The following is an 18,013-nucleotide window of genomic DNA, read 5'->3' on the forward strand; positions in this document are numbered from 1 at the left end:
CCGCTTTCTCAGTCTGGCTTGACGTTGGCTTCGGCCACGACCTTGCCCCAGCGTGCCACCTCCGCCTTGACGAAATCGCCGAAGGCCGGCCCGTAGAGGTTCGGAATCTCGGAGCCGTTTCTCTTCCAGGCCTCCGTCACTGTTGGCGTGGCCAATGCCTTCTGCAGCTCGGCCGTCATCTTGGCGACGATCTCGGGCGGCGTGTTCTTCGGCGCCCACATCGCATACCAGGTCGAGACCTCGTAGCCCGGCACGCCCGCTTCGGCGGCAGTCGGTACGTCGGGGAAGGCGCTGGCGCGCTTGGGCGCAGCGACGGCGAGCGCCCGCAGCGTGCCGCCCGAGATCTGCGCGGCGGAGGAGCCGAGGCCGTCGAAGGCGAGATCGACCTGGCCGGCGACCAGATCCTGCATCAGCGGGCCGGCGCCGCGATAGGGCACATGGGTCAGGTTGATCTTCGTGGTGAGCTTGAACAGTTCGCCGGCGAGGTGATGTGTGGTGCCGTTGCCGGCCGAGCCGTAATTCAGCTTGTCCGGGTTCTTCTTGGCGTAGTCGATCAGCTCGGCCAGCGTCTTGGCCTGGACCTTTCCGGGATGGACGACCACGACTTGCGGCGGCTGCGCGATCACCCCGATCGGGATGAAGTCGGTCTGGATGTTGTAGTCGAGCTTGGGATAGAGCGCCGGCGCGATGGCGTGGTGCGCGGCGCCGATGAAGAAGGTGTAGCCGTCGGGGGCGGCCTTGGAGGCGGCCGAAGCGCCGACCGTGCCGCCGGCACCACCGCGATTGTCGATCAGGATGCGCTGGCCTAACTGCTGTTCGAGTTGGGCAGCGAGCGGGCGGGCGAAGGCGTCGGTGCCGCCGCCGGCCGGGAACGGCACGATGAAGCTGACCGGCCGTTGCGGCCAGGCTTGGGCATAGGCCGGCGCAGCCGGGACGATCTGCGCCAGCGCGGCGAGCGCCAGGGCGCCGAACCATCCGGTTTTCGACATAAGATGACCTCCCTTGAGAAAACGTGCCGGCTCTTGGCGGCCGGTCGGCGAGCATCGGCGGCGATCGCCGAGCGATCCTCGGATTAGGGCATCGACATCCGGAAATGGCAAGCGAGCGCCATGGCGCGGCGGCAGCTCGCAACGCGCGGCAGAACCCCATCTTTTTGGTTTGCCGCTCGGCGCGTGAGTGGTGCGGCCAGCCGAGCTGGCGGAAGGGGTGGGATTCGAACCCACGGTGGGCTTGCACCCACGGCGGTTTTCAAGACCGCTGCCTTAAACCACTCGGCCACCCTTCCGGTGTCCCGTCATTGCCGCTCCCCGTCGACTTTTGCAAGCCGCATGCGGGGAGGGCGCGCGACGGTCTTTGTTCACGTCTGGAGAATAAACGTATTTTCAAGGGTTTGCGTTGAGAGTACGGGCGTGCCGGGAGGCTGTGCCGACAGGCGGACTCAGCCGTTGCAGGCTTGTCACGCTCCACCGAAAAATGCGCCGAGACGGTGGCGGAATTGACAGTTGCCCCATTTCCGACACCTTTATGCCCGCCCAAGGGCAGCGCTGGGTTTCTGTTGACGGTATCGCGCCCGCGCTTCCGCCGCTTAACGATCCCTTAATGGAATTGGTCGAACACTGCGCCTTTGCCACGGTGGTGGCTTGGGCGGCGCAGCGTTTTCGGCGCGACGAACGGGACTGCGGCATGATGCGAGGCACGAGCGCACCGGCGGTGATCACCCCTGTGGCCGATTCCGGCGACGCCCCTCGCGCTTCATCATCCCTTGGCACGGCAACCCGGCTCGGCTGCGTCATGCTCGCCGGCCTGTTCCTGGCGAACTGCGCCAATGACCAGGTCGCCCGCCGCGGCAAGTCGAAAGAGATCGGCGCTTTCCCATCCTCGAAATACGGTCCTGCCAGCGCACGCGTGGTGGAAGATGGACAACCCGTGCCGAAAGGCGGCGGCCGCGAACTGATCGGCCGCAGCTACACTGTCGCCGGCAAGCGCTACACGCCTTATGAAAAGCCGGTCGGTTTCACCGCGGTCGGCACGGCCTCCTGGTATGGCGAAGCCTTCCATGGCCGGCGCACCGCCAATGGCGAAGTCTATGACCGGATGAGCGTCAGCGCCGCGCATCCGACGATGCCGCTGCCGGCCTATGCCCGCGTCACCAACGTCACCAACAGCCGCTCGATCATCGTGCGCGTCAACGATCGCGGCCCGTTCCATGGCGGCCGCGTCATGGACGTCTCGCAGAAGACGGCCGATGCGCTCGCCTTCCGCCATCTCGGCACGGCGCGCGTCAAGATCGAGTATCTCGGCCAGGCCTCGCTCGCCGGCTCGGACGACCAGATGCTGCTCGCCTCGCTGCGCACCGACGGCTCGCCGGCCTCGATCCCGGGGCAGAGCAGCCGCACCATGATCGCGAGCGCAGCACAAGGGGTCGATCTTGGTCGCTCCGCCGGTCCTGATCTCGACGACGAACCCGTGCGCGCGGCTCCTGCACCTGTGCGCGCTGAACCCGCTCCGGTCCAGGCCCAGCCCGTCGTGCAGGCCTATGCCCCCGAGCAGCCGCGCACGATCGCCGTGCAGAGCCCGATCGTCGCCAGCGTCGCGTCGACATCGTCTGCGGATGGCGTGCCGGTCCGTGGCATCCGCCTGCCGCCGTCCCGGCCCTTCGATCTCGGCTCCGTCGCCAATACCGGCAAGCCGCTCCCGGTACTGCGCCCGAATGTCGTGACGGCGCCGAAGCCGGTGCCACGCACGGCCACCCTGGTCACCACTCCCGAGAAGACCTCGGGCGCCCGCCTCGCCAGGAGCCACCCGCTCTCGGCCGGGCTCAAGCTGCAGTCGCAGCAGCCGCTGGCCCGGAATTGATTCCGTCCGGGCTTGACCGCCCGGACCGGCGCATCATCTGATCTCGATATGACGCAAGGTCGATCAGGGATGGCGCGCGCCTCTATTCCGATTTGGAGCAGGGCTTTCGCGGTCTGCGCCGCCCTACTGGTGCTGGCGCCAGGGTTCGCCCGCGCGCAGGCGTTCCAGTCGGCTGCGCCCTATGCCCTCCTGCTCGATTCCGGCAGCGGCGCCGTGCTCTACGAGAAGGCGGCCGACGAACTCATGGTGCCGGCCAGCCTGGCCAAGCTCGCGACCGCACTGGTCGCCTTCCAGGAGATCGCTGCCGGCAAGATGACGCTGGAGACCGAGATCTCGATCTCGGAGAACGCCTGGCGCAAGGGCGGCGGCATCTCCGGCGGTTCGACCATGTTCGCCATCGTCCACAGCCGGGTGAAGCTCGGCGACATCCTGCAGGGGCTGATCGTGCAGTCCGGCAACGATGCGGCGATCGCGCTCGCCGAGGCGGTCGCCGGCGACGAGGCCAGCTTCGCCAGGGTGATGACCGAGCGCGTCCATGCGCTCGGCCTGACCAAGTCGCAGTTCCGCAACGCGACCGGCATGGCCGACCCGCAGCAGAAGGTGACGGCGCGCGAGCTTGCCCTGCTGGCCGACCACATCATCAAGACCTATCCGGAGCTCTACAGGATCTTCGGCCAGCGCGACTTCACCTGGAACAAGATCAAGCAGAGCAACCGCAACCCGCTGCTCGCCATGGACATCGGTGCCGACGGCCTCAAGACCGGCAATATCGACGAGACCGGCTATGGCCTCGCCGGCTCGGCCGTGCAGAAGGGCCAGCGGCTGATCGTCGTCGTCAACGGGCTGAAGAACGCCCGCGATCGCGCCAGCGAGGCCCGCAAGCTGCTCGAATGGGGCTTTCGCTCCTTCGAGCAGAAGCAGGTCTTCGCCGAGGGCGAGACGGTCGGCGAGGCCAGCGTCTTCGGCGGCGAGAAGGGCCGGATCACGCTCCGGGCGAAGGGGCCGGTGAACCTGCTGGTGCCGCGCGGCAGCAGCGAGCGCCTCGCTGCCCGCATCGTCTATCGCGGCCCGTTGCAGGCCCCGGTGGCGGAGGGCGCGGAGATCGGCCGCCTGCTGGTCACGCGCGGCGAGATCAAGACGCTCGACATCCCGCTCTACGCGGCGGAGAGCGTTGCGGTCGGCACCTTGCAGCAGCGCGCGCTCGACGCGCTGATGGAGGCCGCGACCGGCTGGGTCCGCAAGGCCCTGAAGCGGAGCTGAGCGTGGCCAGAGCGAAGGCGCGGCCCGCTGCTGGGCATTTCATCACGCTCGAAGGTGGGGAGGGGGCCGGCAAGTCGACCCTGGCCAAGGCGCTTGCGGCCCGTCTGGCGGCGCATGGCCTCGCAGTCGAGCTGACCCGCGAGCCCGGCGGCTCGCCCAGGGCGGAGCGCATCCGCGAGGCCCTGCTCGCCGGCAAGATCAAACCTTATGGCGCCTTCGCCGAGGCCCTGATGTTCCAGGCCGCGCGCATCGATCATGTCGACAGCCGGATCAGGCCGGCGCTCAAACGCGGCGCCTGGGTGATTTGCGACCGCTTCATCGATTCGACCCGAGTCTACCAGGGCACGCTCGGCGAGATCGCCGGGGACAAGCTCGCGGCCTTGGAGGCCGCCGCGATCGCCGGTTTGATGCCGGAGCTCACCTTCATCCTCGACCTCGCGCCCGAAACCGGCCTGGCGCGGGCAGCCCGTCGTCGCCAACCGGGCGAGGTCACAGACCGTTTCGAGAGCGAAACGATCAACTTCCACCGCCGCTTGCGCCAGGGCTTTCTCGACATCGCCGCCGCCGAGCCGCAGCGCTGCGTCGTCCTCGATGCCAGCCTGACGCCCGAGATGCTGGCGGAAACGGCCTGGGAAGCGCTTTCCAGCCGGCTGCCCTTGCCGCAGATTGCGCCGGCATGATCGAATCGAGCAACGAACCCGACCGCCTGCCGAACGCGCCGCATCCGCGCGAGACGCTGGCGCTCATCGGCCACCATCGCCAGGAGGAAGCCCTCTTGGCGGCGCTGCGCTCCGGCCGCATGCACCATGCCTGGCTGCTCGGCGGCCCCGATGGCATCGGCAAGGCGAGCTTCGCCTATCGCGCTGCCCGATTCATGCTCGCCGAGGGCGATCCGCTGCGCCGCGCCGAGGCCGCCCGTGACCTCGCGATGCCGGAAGCCGACGGCGCCACCCGAAAGATCGCGGCCCAGTCGCATCCGGACCTGCATCTGCTGCGCCGCATCGCCAAGCCGGACGGCAAGAGCTTCACCAGCAACATTCCTGTCGATCTGGTGCGCCGGATCATCGACCGCTTCGGCTCCAGCGCGGGCGAGGGCGGCTGGCGCGTGGCAATCGTCGATTCGGCCGAGGATCTCGACCGTCCCGGCGCCAACGCCCTGCTGAAGCTGCTCGAGGAGCCGCCGCCGCGCTGCCTCTTCCTGATCGTCGCCCATGCGCCGGGCCGTGTGCTGCCGACGATCCGCTCGCGCTGCCGCCTGCTGTCGTTCGAGCCGCTGGGTGAAAACGACGTCGCGCAGGCCGGCGCGATCGCGCTGGAGCGCATGCGCCTGCCTTATGATGCTTCCGCGCTCGGGCGTGCCGCGGCCTTGTCCGAGGGCTCGGTCAAGCGGGCGCTGACCTATGTCGACCCGGAGACGCTGGCGCTGGTTGAAGCGGTGAGGGCGCGGCTCGACGCATTGCCCGCGGTCGACCTGACCGCGCTGCTGGCGCTCGGCGAGGATGTCGCGGGCAAAGCGGGCGAGGCCGATTTCGCCGTCATGATCGAGACCGTGCAGGGCTGGCTCGGCGCCCATCTCCATGCGCATGCCGCCGCCGGCCCGGCCCGGCTTGCGCCCCTTGCGGAGGTGTGGGAGAGACTTGCACGCGCCGCGAACGAGGTCGAAACCTATAATCTCGATCGCCGCCCCCTCGTCATGTCGCTGTTTCACGATCTGTCGGAGGCGGTTTCCCGTTCGCGCGCGGCCTGAAACCCGTTTGAGACGACCGGACAGACCATGGCCTCGGCCCCGAAGTTCTATCTGACGACCGCGATCCACTACACCAACGGCCCGCCGCATATCGGCCACGCCTATGAGATGGTGGCTGCCGACGCGATCGCCCGCTTCAAGCGCCTCGACGGCTATGACGTCTTCGCCATGACCGGCACCGACGAGCACGGCCAGAAGGTGCAACGCACCGCCGCGCAGAGCGGGCTCTCGCCGAAGGACTTCGTCGATGGCCTCGCTACCCGCTTCCACGAGATGGAACAGCGGCTCGGCTGTTCCTTCGACCGCTTCATCCGCACCACCGACGCCGACCACCTGCCCTCCACGCAGGAACTCTGGCGCCGGATGGAGGCCAATGGCGACATCTATCTTGCGAAGTATTCCGGCTGGTACTCGGTCCGGGACGAGGCTTTCTATGGCGAGGAGGAAACGACCCTCCAGCCTGACGGCACGCGCCTGGGCGGGCAGGGCACGCCGGTCGAATGGGTCGAGGAGGAGAGCTATTTCTTCCGCCTGAAGTCCTACCAGGACAAGCTGCTCGCGCTCTATCGCGACGTGCCGGACTTCGTCTCGCCCGAGACGCGGAAGAACGAGGTCGTCAGTTTCGTGAAGAGCGGACTCGAGGATCTCTCGATCAGCCGCACCACCTTCGACTGGGGCCTACCGGTTCCGGGCGATCCGAAGCATGTGATGTATGTCTGGGTCGACGCGCTCAACAACTACGTCACCGGCTGCGGCTTTCCGAATGAGAGTGATCCGCGCTGGCATTACTGGCCGGCCGATGTCCACATCATCGGCAAGGACATCGTGCGCTTCCACACGGTCTACTGGCCGGCCTTCCTGATGTCGGCGGGGCTGCCGCTGCCGAAGCGCGTCTTCGGCCACGGATTCTTGCTCTCCAAGGGCGAGAAGATGTCGAAATCGCTCGGCAATGTCGTCGACCCGTTCGGGCTCGCGGACATCTACGGCGTCGACCAGCTGCGCTATTTCTTCCTGCGCGAGGTCTCCTTCGGCCAGGACGGCAGTTACAGCCACGAGGCGATCATCGGGCGCATCAACGCCGATCTCGCCAACGACCTCGGCAATCTGGCGCAGCGCTCGCTGTCGATGATAGCCAAGAACTGCGAGGGCAGGGTGCCGCCGGCCGGCGCGCTGACGGAAAGCGATCGTGCCATGCTGGCGCAGGCCGACGGGCTGCTGACGAAGACGCGCGCCGCCATGCAGGATTTCGCTCTGCACGTCATGCTGGCGGACATTTGGGCCGTGGTCGCCGAGACCAACCGCTATTTCGCCAATAACGAGCCGTGGAAGCTCTCCAAGAGCGATCCGGCCAAGCGCGATACGGTGCTCTACGTCACGATCGAGACGATCCGCCAGATCGCGATCCTCACCCAGCCGGTGATGCCGGAGGCCATGGCCAAGTTGCTCGACCTGCTGGCGGTGCCTGCCGAGGCGCGCGACTTCGCTGCGCTTGGCGAGGCCGGGCGCCTCGTTTCCGGTACCGTGCTGCCGGCGCCGAGTGCGGTCTTCCCGCGCTATGTCGAACCGGAAGACGGGCAGGCGGCCTGATGCTGATCGATACGCATTGCCATCTCGACTTCCCGGATTTCGCCGAGGACATCGGAGCTTATGTCGGCCGCGCCGAAGCGGCCGGCGTCGGCCGGATGGTGACGATCTCGACCCGCGTCGCGCGCTTTGCGACCTATGTGGCGCTGGCCGAGCGTTTCCCTTCCGTCTGGTGCACCGTTGGCACGCATCCGCACGGCGCCCATGACGAACTCGACGTCACGGTCGAGCAACTGGTCGAGCTGGCGCGCCATCCGCGCTGCGTCGCCATCGGCGAGGCCGGGCTCGACTATCACTACGACAAGAGCCCGCGCGAGGCGCAGGAGCAAGGCCTGCGCACCCACATCGCCGCGGCGCGCCAGACCCAGCTGCCGCTGGTGATCCACTCGCGCGAGGCCGACGAGGACATGGCGTCGATCCTGCGGGAGGAAATGGGGAAGGGCGCCTTCCCCGCCATCCTGCACTGCTTTACGGCCGGCGAAATGCTGGCCCGCACCGGCGTCGAGCTCGGGCTCTACGTCTCCTTCTCCGGCATCCTGACCTTCAAGACCTCCGAAGCGCTGCGCGCGATCGCCCGCAACATCCCGCTGGAGCACCTGCTGGTCGAGACCGATGCGCCCTATCTCGCCCCGACGCCCTATCGGGGCAAGCGCAACGAACCGTCCTATGTCGTTGAGACCGCGAAGGTTCTCGCCGACGTCAAGGGTCTGTCCTTCGACGAGATCGCCCGGATCACGACGGAGAACGCCAGGCGCTGCTACTGGAAGATGGACCATGCAGCGCCCGTGGCGCAGGTAGCCTGAGGGCTGACGCGTCGCATGAACCTGACCGTCACCATCCTCGGCTGCGGCTCATCCGGCGGTGTGCCGCGGCCAGGCTCCGGCTGGGGCGCCTGCGATCCGGCCAATCCGAAGAACCGGCGCCGGCGCTGCTCGATCCTGGTCGAGCGCCGCGGCCCAGGCGGCACGACGAGCGTGCTGATCGACACCACGCCCGACCTGCGCGAACAGCTGTTGTCCGCGAACGTGACCCGGCTCGACGCCACGTTGTTCAGCCATGACCATGCCGACCATACTCACGGCATCGACGATCTGCGCGCGCTCGTCCTGCATATGCGCAAGCGCATCTCGGTCCATGCCGACACGGTGACGGGCGAAACGCTGCGCCAGCGCTTCGGATATCTGTTCGAGACACCGCCCGGCAGCCTCTATCCGCCGATCCTCGATCTTGCGCCGCTCGCCGCCGGTGAACCGCTCACCATCGACGGCCCGGGCGGCGCGATCGAGACGCTGCCGTTCCGGCTCGAGCACGGCCCGAATTATGACGCGCTCGGTTTCCGCTTCGGCGGCTTCGGCTATGCACCGGACGTCAGCGCCATTCCGCCGGAGTCCCTACCAGCGATGAGTGGGCTCGACATGCTGGTCCTCGACTGCCTGCGCGAGGCGCCGCATCCGAGCCACTTCAATCTGGAGCAGTCGCTGGAGGCGATCGCGCAGCTCAAGCCACCCCGCGCGATCCTGACCAATCTTCATGTCGATCTCGATTATGCCAGCCTGTCCAAGCGCTTGCCGGACAACATTGAACCGGCGTTCGACGGCATGCAGCTGACGATCGAAGGATAGCCTGTCCGACGAACACAGGTTTGCCGGACAGACTCATATCCCGGCATCATTTTAAGTTCCATAATATGTCTTATGCGAATCAAACTGGTTGCCGTTCCCGGCTCCCCTCCGTCCCTTGCAACGGCTCGCTGCTCAGCTTGCGACCGACAGAGTGCGGCACTCATCGGTTCGCGCCGCCTCTCGATTTTGCACTCGCAAAATGAAAGCCCCGCCTTCGCAGGCGGGGCTTGGCCGATCAGCAGGCTCGGCATTCGAACGGCAGTATCTGCGCCTGGCCCTGCTGGATGACGATCCGTTCGGCTGCGCCGTTGGGTTTGACCCGGATCACGCCGTCATCGTCGCATTCGTCGAGGAAATAGGCCGGAAGCCCGGCGCGCAGCGCCTTCTCGATCGATCGCCGACGGAATTGCTTCAGATTCTCTTGGTCCATGGTGAGCTCCGTTGAGCCGGTGGCGCCCTTTGACTTGGATTTGGGGTGATGCGCGCGATCTTCAAGCCTGCGGCAATCGTCGCCTCTGATCGGGCTGGCGCGAGTACGACCTCTGCCCGACAATCATCGTCGGCCGAACATCAGGCCGATCTCACGATGGAGGGCATCCCGATGCTGGACTGGACCACTTATCGCTCCGAGCTGAAGGGCCGTGTCGGCGATTTCGGCAAGGCTGCTCCCGAAGCGCTTCGCGGCTATGCCGCGCTGGCCGGTGGGGCGGCGAAGACCACGCATCTCGACACCCGCACGCGCGAGCTGATCTCGCTCGCCGTCGCCGTCACCACGCGCTGCGACGGCTGCATCACCATCCATGTCGATGCGGCGATCAAGGCCGGCGTCAGCCGCGAGGAGATCGCGGAAGCGCTCGGGGTGGCGATCGCGATGAACGCTGGCGCGGCACTGGTCTATTCAGCACGGACGCTCGATTGCTTCGAGCAGATGACGGCCCCCGCCCCGGCTGCCGCGGAATAGGATCGGCCCCTCCGAACGAGCCGCAGCCTGCCTCCGACGAGCTCATGCGAGCGCCACATTGCGGTGACAGATTTCGCGGGAGGCGCGGAACGCCGTTCGGCGTTCCGTCGTTTCCTCGTTGACTGCAACGGAACCAGGAGGACGAGATGAGCCATCTTGGCAAGGCCGAGCGCGAGATCCGCAAGATCGCCTATTCGCTCTGGATGGAAGAAGGACAGCCGGAAGGCCGCGACCACGAGCACTGGGAGGCCGCGAAGGCGATCTGGACCTTCCGCAACCGCAGCGAGGAGGTCGTCGACCACGGCGCGGAGGACGAGCTCAAGGGCGAGCGTGCCCGCCGCCGCGAGCAGGAGTGGCTGTCCTGACGACTATTTGCGGGGCTGCTCGCCGCAGCCCTGCCATTCCCGATCGGCATGATCGTAACCGCAGACAAGCGGCAGCCCGGCTCCCACATTGTGGTTGAAGCGGCGCTCATCGCTATCGGCGCCAGTGGGGGGCAGCCATGACGCAGCATGTGGAAGCCGGACGGGCCGAAGTGGTCGAACGGCCCGAAGCCGGGCGTTTCGAGCTCGATTTCCCCGGCGGACAGGCCTTTGCCGTCTATCGCAGCGACGGCAACCAGATCGTCGTGGCCCATACCGAGGTACCGCCGGCCTTCAACGGGCGCGGACTCGGTTCGCAACTGGCCGAGGGCATCTTCAAAATCGCGCGCGCCAGCGGGCGCCGCGTCGTGCCGCGCTGCTCCTTCGTCGCCGCCTGGGCCAGCCGTCATCCCGACTATGGCGACGTACTGGCCTGAACGCCCTCGCCTGTCCGATCGCGGGCGGAGCTTGCCTCGCGCCCACCGATCGCGTTTGAAGGCTCCGTCACAGAACGGGGCCTGCCATGCCGGACGATCTCGCCATCACCGATTTTCCGCTGCGGGCGCAGGACAAGCTCCGCTATGGCGACACCGACCGTCAGGGCCATATCAACAACGCGGTGTTCTCGACTTTCCTGGAAACCGGGCGCGTCGAGCTGCTCTATGATCGCACCCGCCAGCTGGTCGAGCCGGGAACGGCCTTCGTCATCGCCCGGCTGGAGATGGATTTCCGGGCAGAGCTGCTCTGGCCCGGCGAAGTCGAGATCGGCACGCGTATCGCCTCGATCGGTCGCAGTTCGGTCCGGCTCGAGCAGGCGATCTTCCAGGGCGAGCGCTGCGTCGCCAGCGGCATCACCGTGATGGTCCAGATGGACGAGGCGACGCGCAAGGCGCGGCCTTTCTCCGAGGCGGTCCGGCAGCAACTGGCACGGCTCGCAGCCTGAGGCTAACCGCCCTCCTCCGGCCAGCCGACCAGCTCGGTCGGGGTCCAGCGCGCCTTCCTGCGTTCGCGCCGCCCTTCCAGCGCCTCGCCACTGAAATCCCGCGGCTCGGCCAGCCCCGTGAAACGGGCGCGCTCGTCGAGCGCATCGATGTTGATCGTGGTCCAGGCTTTGTCGCCCTCGCGCATCAGCATGGCGACATAGACGCCGCAGCGGCGGCAGAGCACGACCTCCGAGGCCGAAAGCCCGAATCGGTAGCGCTGGAGCTCGGCCGGATCGTGCACGACGAGGCGGGCGCTCGCGCGCGGATCAGAGACTGTCCGGGCATTGTGCTTACGGCAGAAGGAGCACTGGCAGGCGCCGACGACCTCCTCCTCGGGCGGGCGCGGCAGTGCCAATTCGAGGCCGATCGTGCCGCAATGACAGGCGCCGCTCAAGCGATACGTCACGCCGGTTTCTCCTCTTCCCGCATTGTCACATCACGGCAATTGTGGGCATGCGACGATCTCATCAACACAAGTCATTTGATACCGCGCCGAATCGGGGGAACGGAATCAACCCCGCCGCGTTCGAAGCAAAAATGCGGGAGGAGATCATGAATAGCCTTGTTGCGGCCTCGGCGCTGTTCCTGGCCGGCGGCCTAGCAATCGTGACCACGGGGGCAGCGCCCCTGCATGGTGTTCTCAACGACTTTTTCTGGGCCGGTCTCGCCCTCTCCGCCTTCATCACCACGGCCGGGCTCGAAGCGGCGAACTGATCGGCAAGGGCGGCCTCCCGGCGCTTTTGTGCGCCGGGCTAGCCCGATTATCGTCGGGTGCGAGCGAGGCGGTGCATTGCGCTGCGTTCTCGGTATGGTTGTGGCGGACTCTGGCGAGGGCCGCCGACATGGCAAGTGAAGCGCATGTGCTTTTCGATGCTGCCTTGCCGGCTATAAAGGACATCAACGCCAAGCTGAGGTCGCTCGGTTTTCCCGTCAGGATTCAATACGGAAACGGCCCTCTAGCCGCCCATGGCGGCTTCCTCCCTGCGACGCTGCGACGCCAGCAATCTGGCTGCGAGTTCGATGTCCGCAGCGGCCCCGATGCCGTCGGCGATCTCGAACCACCAGAAGCTGGCAAGCCGTTCTCGTGCTGCGTCAGCTTGCGTTGGGCGGGCGATGAGGACGAAGTCAGTGTCGGCCTCTGCCTCGCGGCGGCCCTGACCAAGCTGACGAAAGGCATCGTGCTCGAAGAGGCATCGGGCGAATGGCTGAGCGCCGGCAAGGCGGTCGACCATGCCAGGCAGCATCTCAAGGCGGTGTGGGTACGGGGTGGTCCGGCTGAACCCGGAACGCGTCCGGCGGACATCAAGTGTTATCTGAAAAGCCTCCTGGCCGAACGTGACGACCTCGTCCTCGTCGGCCGACACCTCCTGATCCGGCCTGTCCGCCACATTCTGCGCGGCGCATTGTTCGATCGCACAGGGGAACGGAAGCGCTTTCGGATCTGGCGTTACCTCAATCCGCTCTACGGGCACCCAGGTTCAGTCGGTTGCGACCAGTCTATCCATAGCCCGCTTTGGGACGTCACCGCCGCGCACTTCATGCCACTGCTACTGGATTCACTCCAGCACGACATATTCGCCGAGCTGGGAAGACTCACGACGCTCGAAGACCTAGCTCGCCGATTGGAGGGAGATCGAGAAAAGGCTTCTCCATGTGTCATCGCCTTGCTGTTGGCTGGGCGACCCCAAACAGCCAGTGCAATCATGGACAGTCTCGCGGCAAGGGATCCCATCTGGAAGCACTGGCTAGCCAAGGAACGGCAACTCCTCGATCGTGACATCAAGGCAGTTTGCGCCGAGTTCCACGAGCGCGAGGAACGGACGGTCCAGGAGCTCAAGATCGCATCGATCTGGGAGCCGTCTCCCTTTCCAATCGAGCTGTCGGAACGCGAGCGTGAAAGTGTGGCCGAGCCGCAATTTGACGCGGGACCATGGCCGGTGACGCCGGACGGCCTGTTGGCGCTGTTGCCCGAGCAGCGTGGCGAGCTCAAGTTCAGCAAGGATTTTATCTTTCGCCGCTCCCTCCCACTCCTGCTTGAACCCATGACGATCGAGGCCGGGCAGCGGACCTATGAGGCTCATGAGCGACTGATTGCGGCGCAGCGCCTGGATGACGGAAAGCTCCTGCTCAGCATCGTGGCTCCTCAGCGTGCACATCAGAGCTGGATCGACCTGGCTCCGCCGGACGCAGACCCGATCGGGTACCATTCGCGCCTGCTCCTTTATGGCTGCGAGCGCCTCGTCGAGATTTCACTCCATCGTCGATCGCTATCCGAGCAACCGCTTTCGATCAGTTCGATCGAAGTCCAGACCAGGGATCGGCGCGAGAACATCTGGCGCTGCAACTTCAGTCACGAACAAGCAGATGCGACTGTGTTTGACGCCCGAGGCACTTATGGAGACGGAGTGACGTCTAAGATGTCATCGGACCTTTTGGCGACACTGGTGCTCGACCATCCCGTCCCAGGCGCGCCGGGCGATATACTTTGCCGCACGCGACTGCTCCTCAACGGCATGGGATATGGCGAACTCGATCTCGATTTGCCCTTCGAGAGATCCTGATCTTTACGCCGCCCTTATGCCGCCGCCTGCCCTTCCCACTCGACCGCTTAGCAGGTGCGGCACCACATCTCCGGTCTGAACCCAGGCTGGAGATCCGTCATGGCCGACATCGTCTTTCTCGCGCTCGGAGCCGGGGCCTTCGCGCTCTTCGGCTGGTACGCAGCGCTGCTGCGCAAGGTCTGATGCCATGGGCCTGACCTTGCTCTACGCCGCCGCAGCCTTCGGGCTCGCGATCTACATGGTCGCCGCGCTGCTGCGCCCCGACCGCTTCTGAGACAACAAGAAAAAGGAGACCTCGCATGGACTGGCGGGGCTGGGCTGAGATCGTCTTCACGATCGCGCTGACGGTAGCCGTGGGCTGGCCGCTCGGCATCTACATGGCGCGCGTCTGGGCGGGCGAACGAACCCCGCTAGACCTGGTGCTGAAGCCGGTCGAGGCCGGATTCTACGCGGCGCTGGGCGTCGACCGGAACAAGGGGCAGAACTGGCTCGGTTATGCCGGAGCGGTGCTCGCCTTCAGCGCGGCCGGTTTCGTGCTGCTCTATGGCCTGCTGCGCCTGCAGGGCCAGCTGCCGCTGAACCCGCAGGGCTTCGACGGCCTGTCGCCACATCTCGCCTTCAACACGGCGGTCAGCTTCGTCACCAACACGAACTGGCAGTCCTATGGCGGCGAGACGACGATGAGCAGCCTCAGCCAGATGGCGGGCCTGACGGTGCAGAACTTCGTCTCGGCCGGTGCCGGCCTCGCCGTCGCTTCCGCCGTGGCGCGCGCCTTCGCCGCCGATCGCGGCGAGACGCTCGGCAATTTCTGGGTCGACCTGACCCGCTCCGTTCTCTACGTGCTGCTGCCGGTCTCGATCGTCACCGCGCTCGCGCTTGTCGCTGCCGGCGTGCCGCAGAGTTTGCTCGCCAACGTCACCGCCAAGACGCTGGAGGGCGTTGACCAGATCATCGCCCTCTTCCCGGTCGCGAGCCAGGAAGCGATCAAGCAATGGGGCACCAATGGCGGCGGCCTTTTCAACGTCAACTCGGCGCACCCGCTCGAGAATCCGACGCCGCTGACCAATCTGATCGAGGTCGTCTCACTGAACGCGCTCGCCTTCGGCACGGTCATCGCCTTCGGGCGTGTCGCCGGCGCCCGCAAGGAGGCACGCGCCCTGCTCGCCGCCATGGTGATCCTGGTCGGCCTCGGCGCTTCCGCGATCTACTCCTCCGAGACATTGACGCCGCAGCCCGCCATGATCGCGGCCGGCATCACCGACGCACCCGCCAACATGGAAGGCAAGGAGGTGCGCTTCGGCGCCGCCGCTTCTTCCGTCTGGGCGGCGCAGACCACCGGCGCTTCGAACGGCTCGGTCAACGCGATGCATGGCTCGTTCATGCCGCTCGGCGGCGGCGTCGCGATGTTCCTGATGCAGCTCGGCGAGATCCTGCCCGGCGGTGTCGGCTCCGGCCTCTACGGCATGGTGGTGATGGCGCTGCTCGCGGTCTTCGTCGCTGGCCTGATGGTCGGGCGCACGCCGGAATATCTCGGCAAGAAGGTCGAGAGCCGCGAGATCAAGTTCGCCATGCTGGCGGTGCTGATCCTGCCGCTCGCCATCCTCGGCTTCTCGGCCATTGCTGCGGTGCTGCCGGTCGCGCTCGAGGGCTTGCTCAACAAGGGGCCGCGCGGGCTCACCGAGATCCTCTACGCCTATTCGTCGGCGGCGGGGAACAACGGCTCGGCCTTCGCCGGCCTCACCGCCAACGCGCCCTGGTGGAACACCACGCTCGGCATCGCCATGCTGCTCGGCCGCTTCGCCTACATGATCCCGGTGATCGCCCTGGCCGGCGCCATTGCCGCCAAGCCGAAGCTGAAGCCGACCGCCGGAACGCTGCCCAGCGACTCACCGCTCTTCGTCGGCCTGCTCATCGGCATCATCCTGATCCTGGGTGGTCTGCAATTCTTCCCCGCGCTCGCACTTGGGCCAATCGTCGAGCACTTCCAGGTGCTTGCGGCCTCTCGCTGAGCCGACAAAGGAACTCGTTCGATGAGTGTCTCACTCGCTAAATCCAGCGCCTTCAACCAAGCCATCGTCCTGACGGCACTGAAAAGCGCCTTCGGCAAGCTCGACCCGCGCAAACTGACCGGGAACCCGGTCATCCTCGCGACCGAGGTGGTGGCTGCGCTCGCCACCGTCTCTGCCGTTGTCGCGATCGCCAATGGCCAGCCCGCGGCCTTCTCGATCCAGATCGCGGTCTGGCTCTGGCTCACCGTGGTCTTCGCCAACTTCGCCGAGGCCATCGCCGAAGGACGCGGCAAGGCGGCAGCGGATTCCCTGCGCGCCACCCGCGTCACCACCAAGGCCAAGCTGATCATCGACGCCTCGCGTAACGCGATGATCCCGACGCCGGCTCATGAACTCGCACCGGACGACATCGTCCTGGTCGAGGCCGGCGACGTCATCCCCGCCGACGGCGAGATCATCGAGGGTGTCGCCTCGGTTAACGAGGCCGCGATCACCGGCGAGTCCGCCCCTGTGATCCGCGAGAGCGGTGGCGATCGTTCCGCCGTTACCGGCGGCACGACCGTGGTCTCCGACTGGCTCAAGATCCGGGTCACCTCGCGGCCGGGCTCGTCCTTCCTCGACCGCATGATCGCGATGGTCGAGGGTGCCGACCGGCGCAAGACGCCGAACGAGCTGGCGCTCGCCGTGCTGCTCGCCGGCCTGACCCTGGTCTTCCTGATCGCGGTCGTCACCCTGACCGGGCTCGGCGCATTCTCCGGCGTGTCGCTCGATCCGATGGTGCTGGGTGCGCTCTTCATCACGCTGATCCCGACCACGATCGGCGGCCTGCTCAGCGCTGTCGGCATCGCCGGCATGGACCGGCTTCTGAAAGTGAATGTACTGGCGACCTCAGGCAGGGCCGTCGAGGCAGCCGGCGACGTCGATACGCTGCTGCTCGACAAGACCGGCACGATCACCTTCGGCAACCGCATGGCTGTCGAGGTAATCCCGGTTCCGGGCGTGCGCCCGGATGCGGGCTTACGCGCAGCGCTGATGGCCTCGCTCGCTGACGAGACGCCGGAAGGCCGTTCGATCGTCGAGCTCGCCCGCAACCAGGGCGTCACCGCCGAGGCTCCGGCAGGAGCCACCACGATCCCGTTCAGCGCCACCACGCGCCAGTCCGGCCTCGACCATGACGGCAAGTCCTGGCGCAAGGGCGCGGTCGACGCCGTGATCAAGACGCTCGACCTTGCCGACAGCCAGGTGCCGGCCGAGTTTCGTCAGGCGGTCGACGGCATCGCCCGTTCGGGCGGCACGCCGCTCGCCGTCAGCGAGAACGGCGCGCTGGTCGGCGTCATCCACCTCAAGGACGTGGTGAAGCCGGGCGTGAAGGAGCGATTCGCCGACCTGCGCCGCATGGGCGTGCGCACAGTGATGATCACCGGCGACAATCCGGTCACCGCGGCGGCGATCGCCTCCGAGGCCGGCGTCGACGATTTTCTCGCCGAAGCGACGCCGGAGGACAAGCTGCGGATCATCCGCACCGAGCAGGCCAAGGGCCGCCTCGTCGCGATGTGCGGCGACGGCGCCAACGACGCCCCTGCCCTCGCCCAGGCCGATGTCGGTGTCGCCATGCAGACCGGCGCGCAGGCGGCGCGCGAGGCCGGCAACATGGTCGATCTCGACAGCGACCCGACCAAGGTCCTGGAGATCGTCGAGGTCGGCAAGCAGTTGCTGATCACCCGCGGCGCGCTCACCACCTTCTCGATCGCCAATGACGTCGCGAAGTACTTCGCCATCATCCCGGCGCTCTTCGTCGTCTCGCTGCCGGCGCTCGGCGCGCTCAACATCATGGGCCTGTCGAGCCCGCAGAGCGCCATCCTCTCGGCGGTGATCTTCAACGCGCTGGTCATTGTCGCACTGATCCCGCTGGCCCTGCGCGGTGTGCGCTACCGGGCGATCGGCGCGGCCAAGCTGCTCTCGCGCAATCTCACCCTCTACGGCATCGGCGGGCTGATCGCGCCCTTCGTCGGCATCAAGCTGATCGATGTCATCGTCTCGGCCTTCGGGCTCGTTTGATGGCCTGAAC

The 18,013-nt window shown here is 66.6% G+C and carries 19 protein-coding genes and 1 tRNA gene; 16 read left to right on the forward strand and 4 right to left on the reverse strand.

The genetic code is table 11. The annotated features are described in order from the left end of the window. Positions 1-8: 8 nt before the first annotated feature. Together ASE66_RS26880 and ASE66_RS26885 are read right to left on the reverse strand one after the other, a co-directional pair. Entirely contained in the window at positions 9-989 is a 981-nt protein-coding gene (locus ASE66_RS26880) for a Bug family tripartite tricarboxylate transporter substrate binding protein (protein ID WP_057192774.1), read from the reverse strand. Positions 990-1,195: 206 nt separating this feature from the next. Further along, positions 1,196-1,285 (reverse strand) — tRNA-Ser (locus ASE66_RS26885). A 314-nt stretch (positions 1,286-1,599) separates the two neighbouring features. Here ASE66_RS26885 and ASE66_RS33765 point away from each other — a divergent pair. From ASE66_RS33765 to ASE66_RS26920, 7 genes are all read left to right on the forward strand, one after another. Continuing rightward, positions 1,600-2,856, forward strand: a complete 1,257-nt coding sequence (locus ASE66_RS33765) for a septal ring lytic transglycosylase RlpA family protein (protein WP_274532974.1) — start codon at positions 1,600-1,602, stop codon at positions 2,854-2,856. A 69-nt stretch (positions 2,857-2,925) separates the two neighbouring features. Further along, positions 2,926-4,116, forward strand: a complete 1,191-nt coding sequence (locus tag ASE66_RS26895; RefSeq protein ID WP_244495074.1) for a D-alanyl-D-alanine carboxypeptidase family protein — start codon at positions 2,926-2,928, stop codon at positions 4,114-4,116. Between the two features lie 2 nt (positions 4,117-4,118). After that, complete coding sequence (tmk, locus tag ASE66_RS32280; RefSeq protein ID WP_057192777.1) at positions 4,119-4,796, forward strand: dTMP kinase; 678 nt, start codon at positions 4,119-4,121, stop codon at positions 4,794-4,796. After that, complete coding sequence (locus tag ASE66_RS26905) at positions 4,793-5,863, forward strand: DNA polymerase III subunit delta' (RefSeq protein WP_057192778.1); 1,071 nt, start codon at positions 4,793-4,795, stop codon at positions 5,861-5,863. The genes tmk and ASE66_RS26905 overlap by 4 nt, the downstream gene beginning before the upstream one ends. 27 nt (positions 5,864-5,890) lie before the next feature. After that, positions 5,891-7,450 (forward strand): methionine--tRNA ligase, encoded by a 1,560-nt coding sequence (metG, locus tag ASE66_RS26910; RefSeq protein ID WP_057192779.1) that lies wholly within the window; start codon positions 5,891-5,893, stop codon positions 7,448-7,450. Then, positions 7,450-8,250: a TatD family hydrolase gene (locus ASE66_RS26915; RefSeq protein ID WP_057192780.1), complete on the forward strand. Its 801-nt coding sequence runs from the start codon at positions 7,450-7,452 to the stop codon at positions 8,248-8,250. The genes metG and ASE66_RS26915 overlap by 1 nt, the downstream gene beginning before the upstream one ends. A 15-nt stretch (positions 8,251-8,265) precedes the next feature. Then, positions 8,266-9,069, forward strand: a complete 804-nt coding sequence (locus ASE66_RS26920; RefSeq protein ID WP_057192781.1) for an MBL fold metallo-hydrolase — start codon at positions 8,266-8,268, stop codon at positions 9,067-9,069. Between the two features lie 235 nt (positions 9,070-9,304). On the opposite strand, the gene ASE66_RS26925 is transcribed toward ASE66_RS26920, so the two are convergent. Then, a complete protein-coding gene (locus ASE66_RS26925) occupies positions 9,305-9,499 on the reverse strand; it encodes a hypothetical protein (protein ID WP_057192782.1) in 195 nt (64 codons plus the stop codon). A 171-nt stretch (positions 9,500-9,670) separates the two neighbouring features. Here ASE66_RS26925 and ASE66_RS26930 point away from each other — a divergent pair, with 171 nt between their 5' ends. From ASE66_RS26930 to ASE66_RS26945, 4 genes are all read left to right on the forward strand, one after another. Continuing rightward, the gene (locus ASE66_RS26930; RefSeq protein ID WP_057193428.1) at positions 9,671-10,030 is read left to right on the forward strand and encodes a carboxymuconolactone decarboxylase family protein; all 360 of its coding nucleotides are present in this window, start codon (positions 9,671-9,673) and stop codon (positions 10,028-10,030) included. Positions 10,031-10,176: 146 nt separating this feature from the next. Then, positions 10,177-10,395 carry a DUF2934 domain-containing protein gene (locus ASE66_RS26935; RefSeq protein ID WP_057192783.1) on the forward strand — a complete coding sequence of 73 codons (219 nt, stop codon included), beginning with the start codon at positions 10,177-10,179 and terminating at the stop codon, positions 10,393-10,395. A 137-nt stretch (positions 10,396-10,532) separates the two neighbouring features. Continuing rightward, positions 10,533-10,829, forward strand: coding sequence for a GNAT family N-acetyltransferase (locus ASE66_RS26940; RefSeq protein ID WP_057192784.1), 297 nt, complete (start codon positions 10,533-10,535; stop codon positions 10,827-10,829). An 86-nt stretch (positions 10,830-10,915) separates the two neighbouring features. Next, positions 10,916-11,335: an acyl-CoA thioesterase gene (locus ASE66_RS26945; protein ID WP_057192785.1), complete on the forward strand. Its 420-nt coding sequence runs from the start codon at positions 10,916-10,918 to the stop codon at positions 11,333-11,335. Positions 11,336-11,337: 2 nt separating this feature from the next. Here ASE66_RS26945 and ASE66_RS26950 read toward each other — a convergent pair whose 3' ends face one another. Next, a complete protein-coding gene (locus tag ASE66_RS26950) occupies positions 11,338-11,781 on the reverse strand; it encodes a GFA family protein (protein WP_057192786.1) in 444 nt (147 codons plus the stop codon). 146 nt (positions 11,782-11,927) lie between these two features. On the opposite strand from ASE66_RS26950, the gene ASE66_RS32285 reads away from it, so the two are divergent. The 5 genes from ASE66_RS32285 (at position 11,928) to kdpB (ending at position 18,003) form a co-directional block, all read left to right on the forward strand. Beyond that, on the forward strand, positions 11,928-12,089 hold the full coding sequence (locus ASE66_RS32285) for a hypothetical protein (RefSeq protein WP_156412341.1): 162 nt from the start codon (positions 11,928-11,930) through the stop codon (positions 12,087-12,089). Positions 12,090-12,217: 128 nt separating this feature from the next. After that, on the forward strand, positions 12,218-13,936 hold the full coding sequence (locus ASE66_RS26960; protein ID WP_156412342.1) for a hypothetical protein: 1,719 nt from the start codon (positions 12,218-12,220) through the stop codon (positions 13,934-13,936). A 187-nt stretch (positions 13,937-14,123) separates the two neighbouring features. Further along, entirely contained in the window at positions 14,124-14,210 is an 87-nt protein-coding gene (gene kdpF, locus ASE66_RS34050) for a K(+)-transporting ATPase subunit F (RefSeq protein WP_082613755.1), read from the forward strand. Positions 14,211-14,235: 25 nt separating this feature from the next. Next, entirely contained in the window at positions 14,236-15,945 is a 1,710-nt protein-coding gene (kdpA, locus tag ASE66_RS26965; RefSeq protein WP_057192789.1) for a potassium-transporting ATPase subunit KdpA, read from the forward strand. A gap of 21 nt (positions 15,946-15,966) precedes the next feature. Further along, on the forward strand, positions 15,967-18,003 hold the full coding sequence (gene kdpB, locus ASE66_RS26970) for a potassium-transporting ATPase subunit KdpB (protein ID WP_057192790.1): 2,037 nt from the start codon (positions 15,967-15,969) through the stop codon (positions 18,001-18,003). Positions 18,004-18,013 lie beyond the last annotated feature (10 nt).

It is taken from the genome of Allobosea sp. Root483D1, from assembly GCF_001429505.1.
Classification (GTDB): Bacteria; Pseudomonadota; Alphaproteobacteria; order Rhizobiales; family Beijerinckiaceae; genus Allobosea.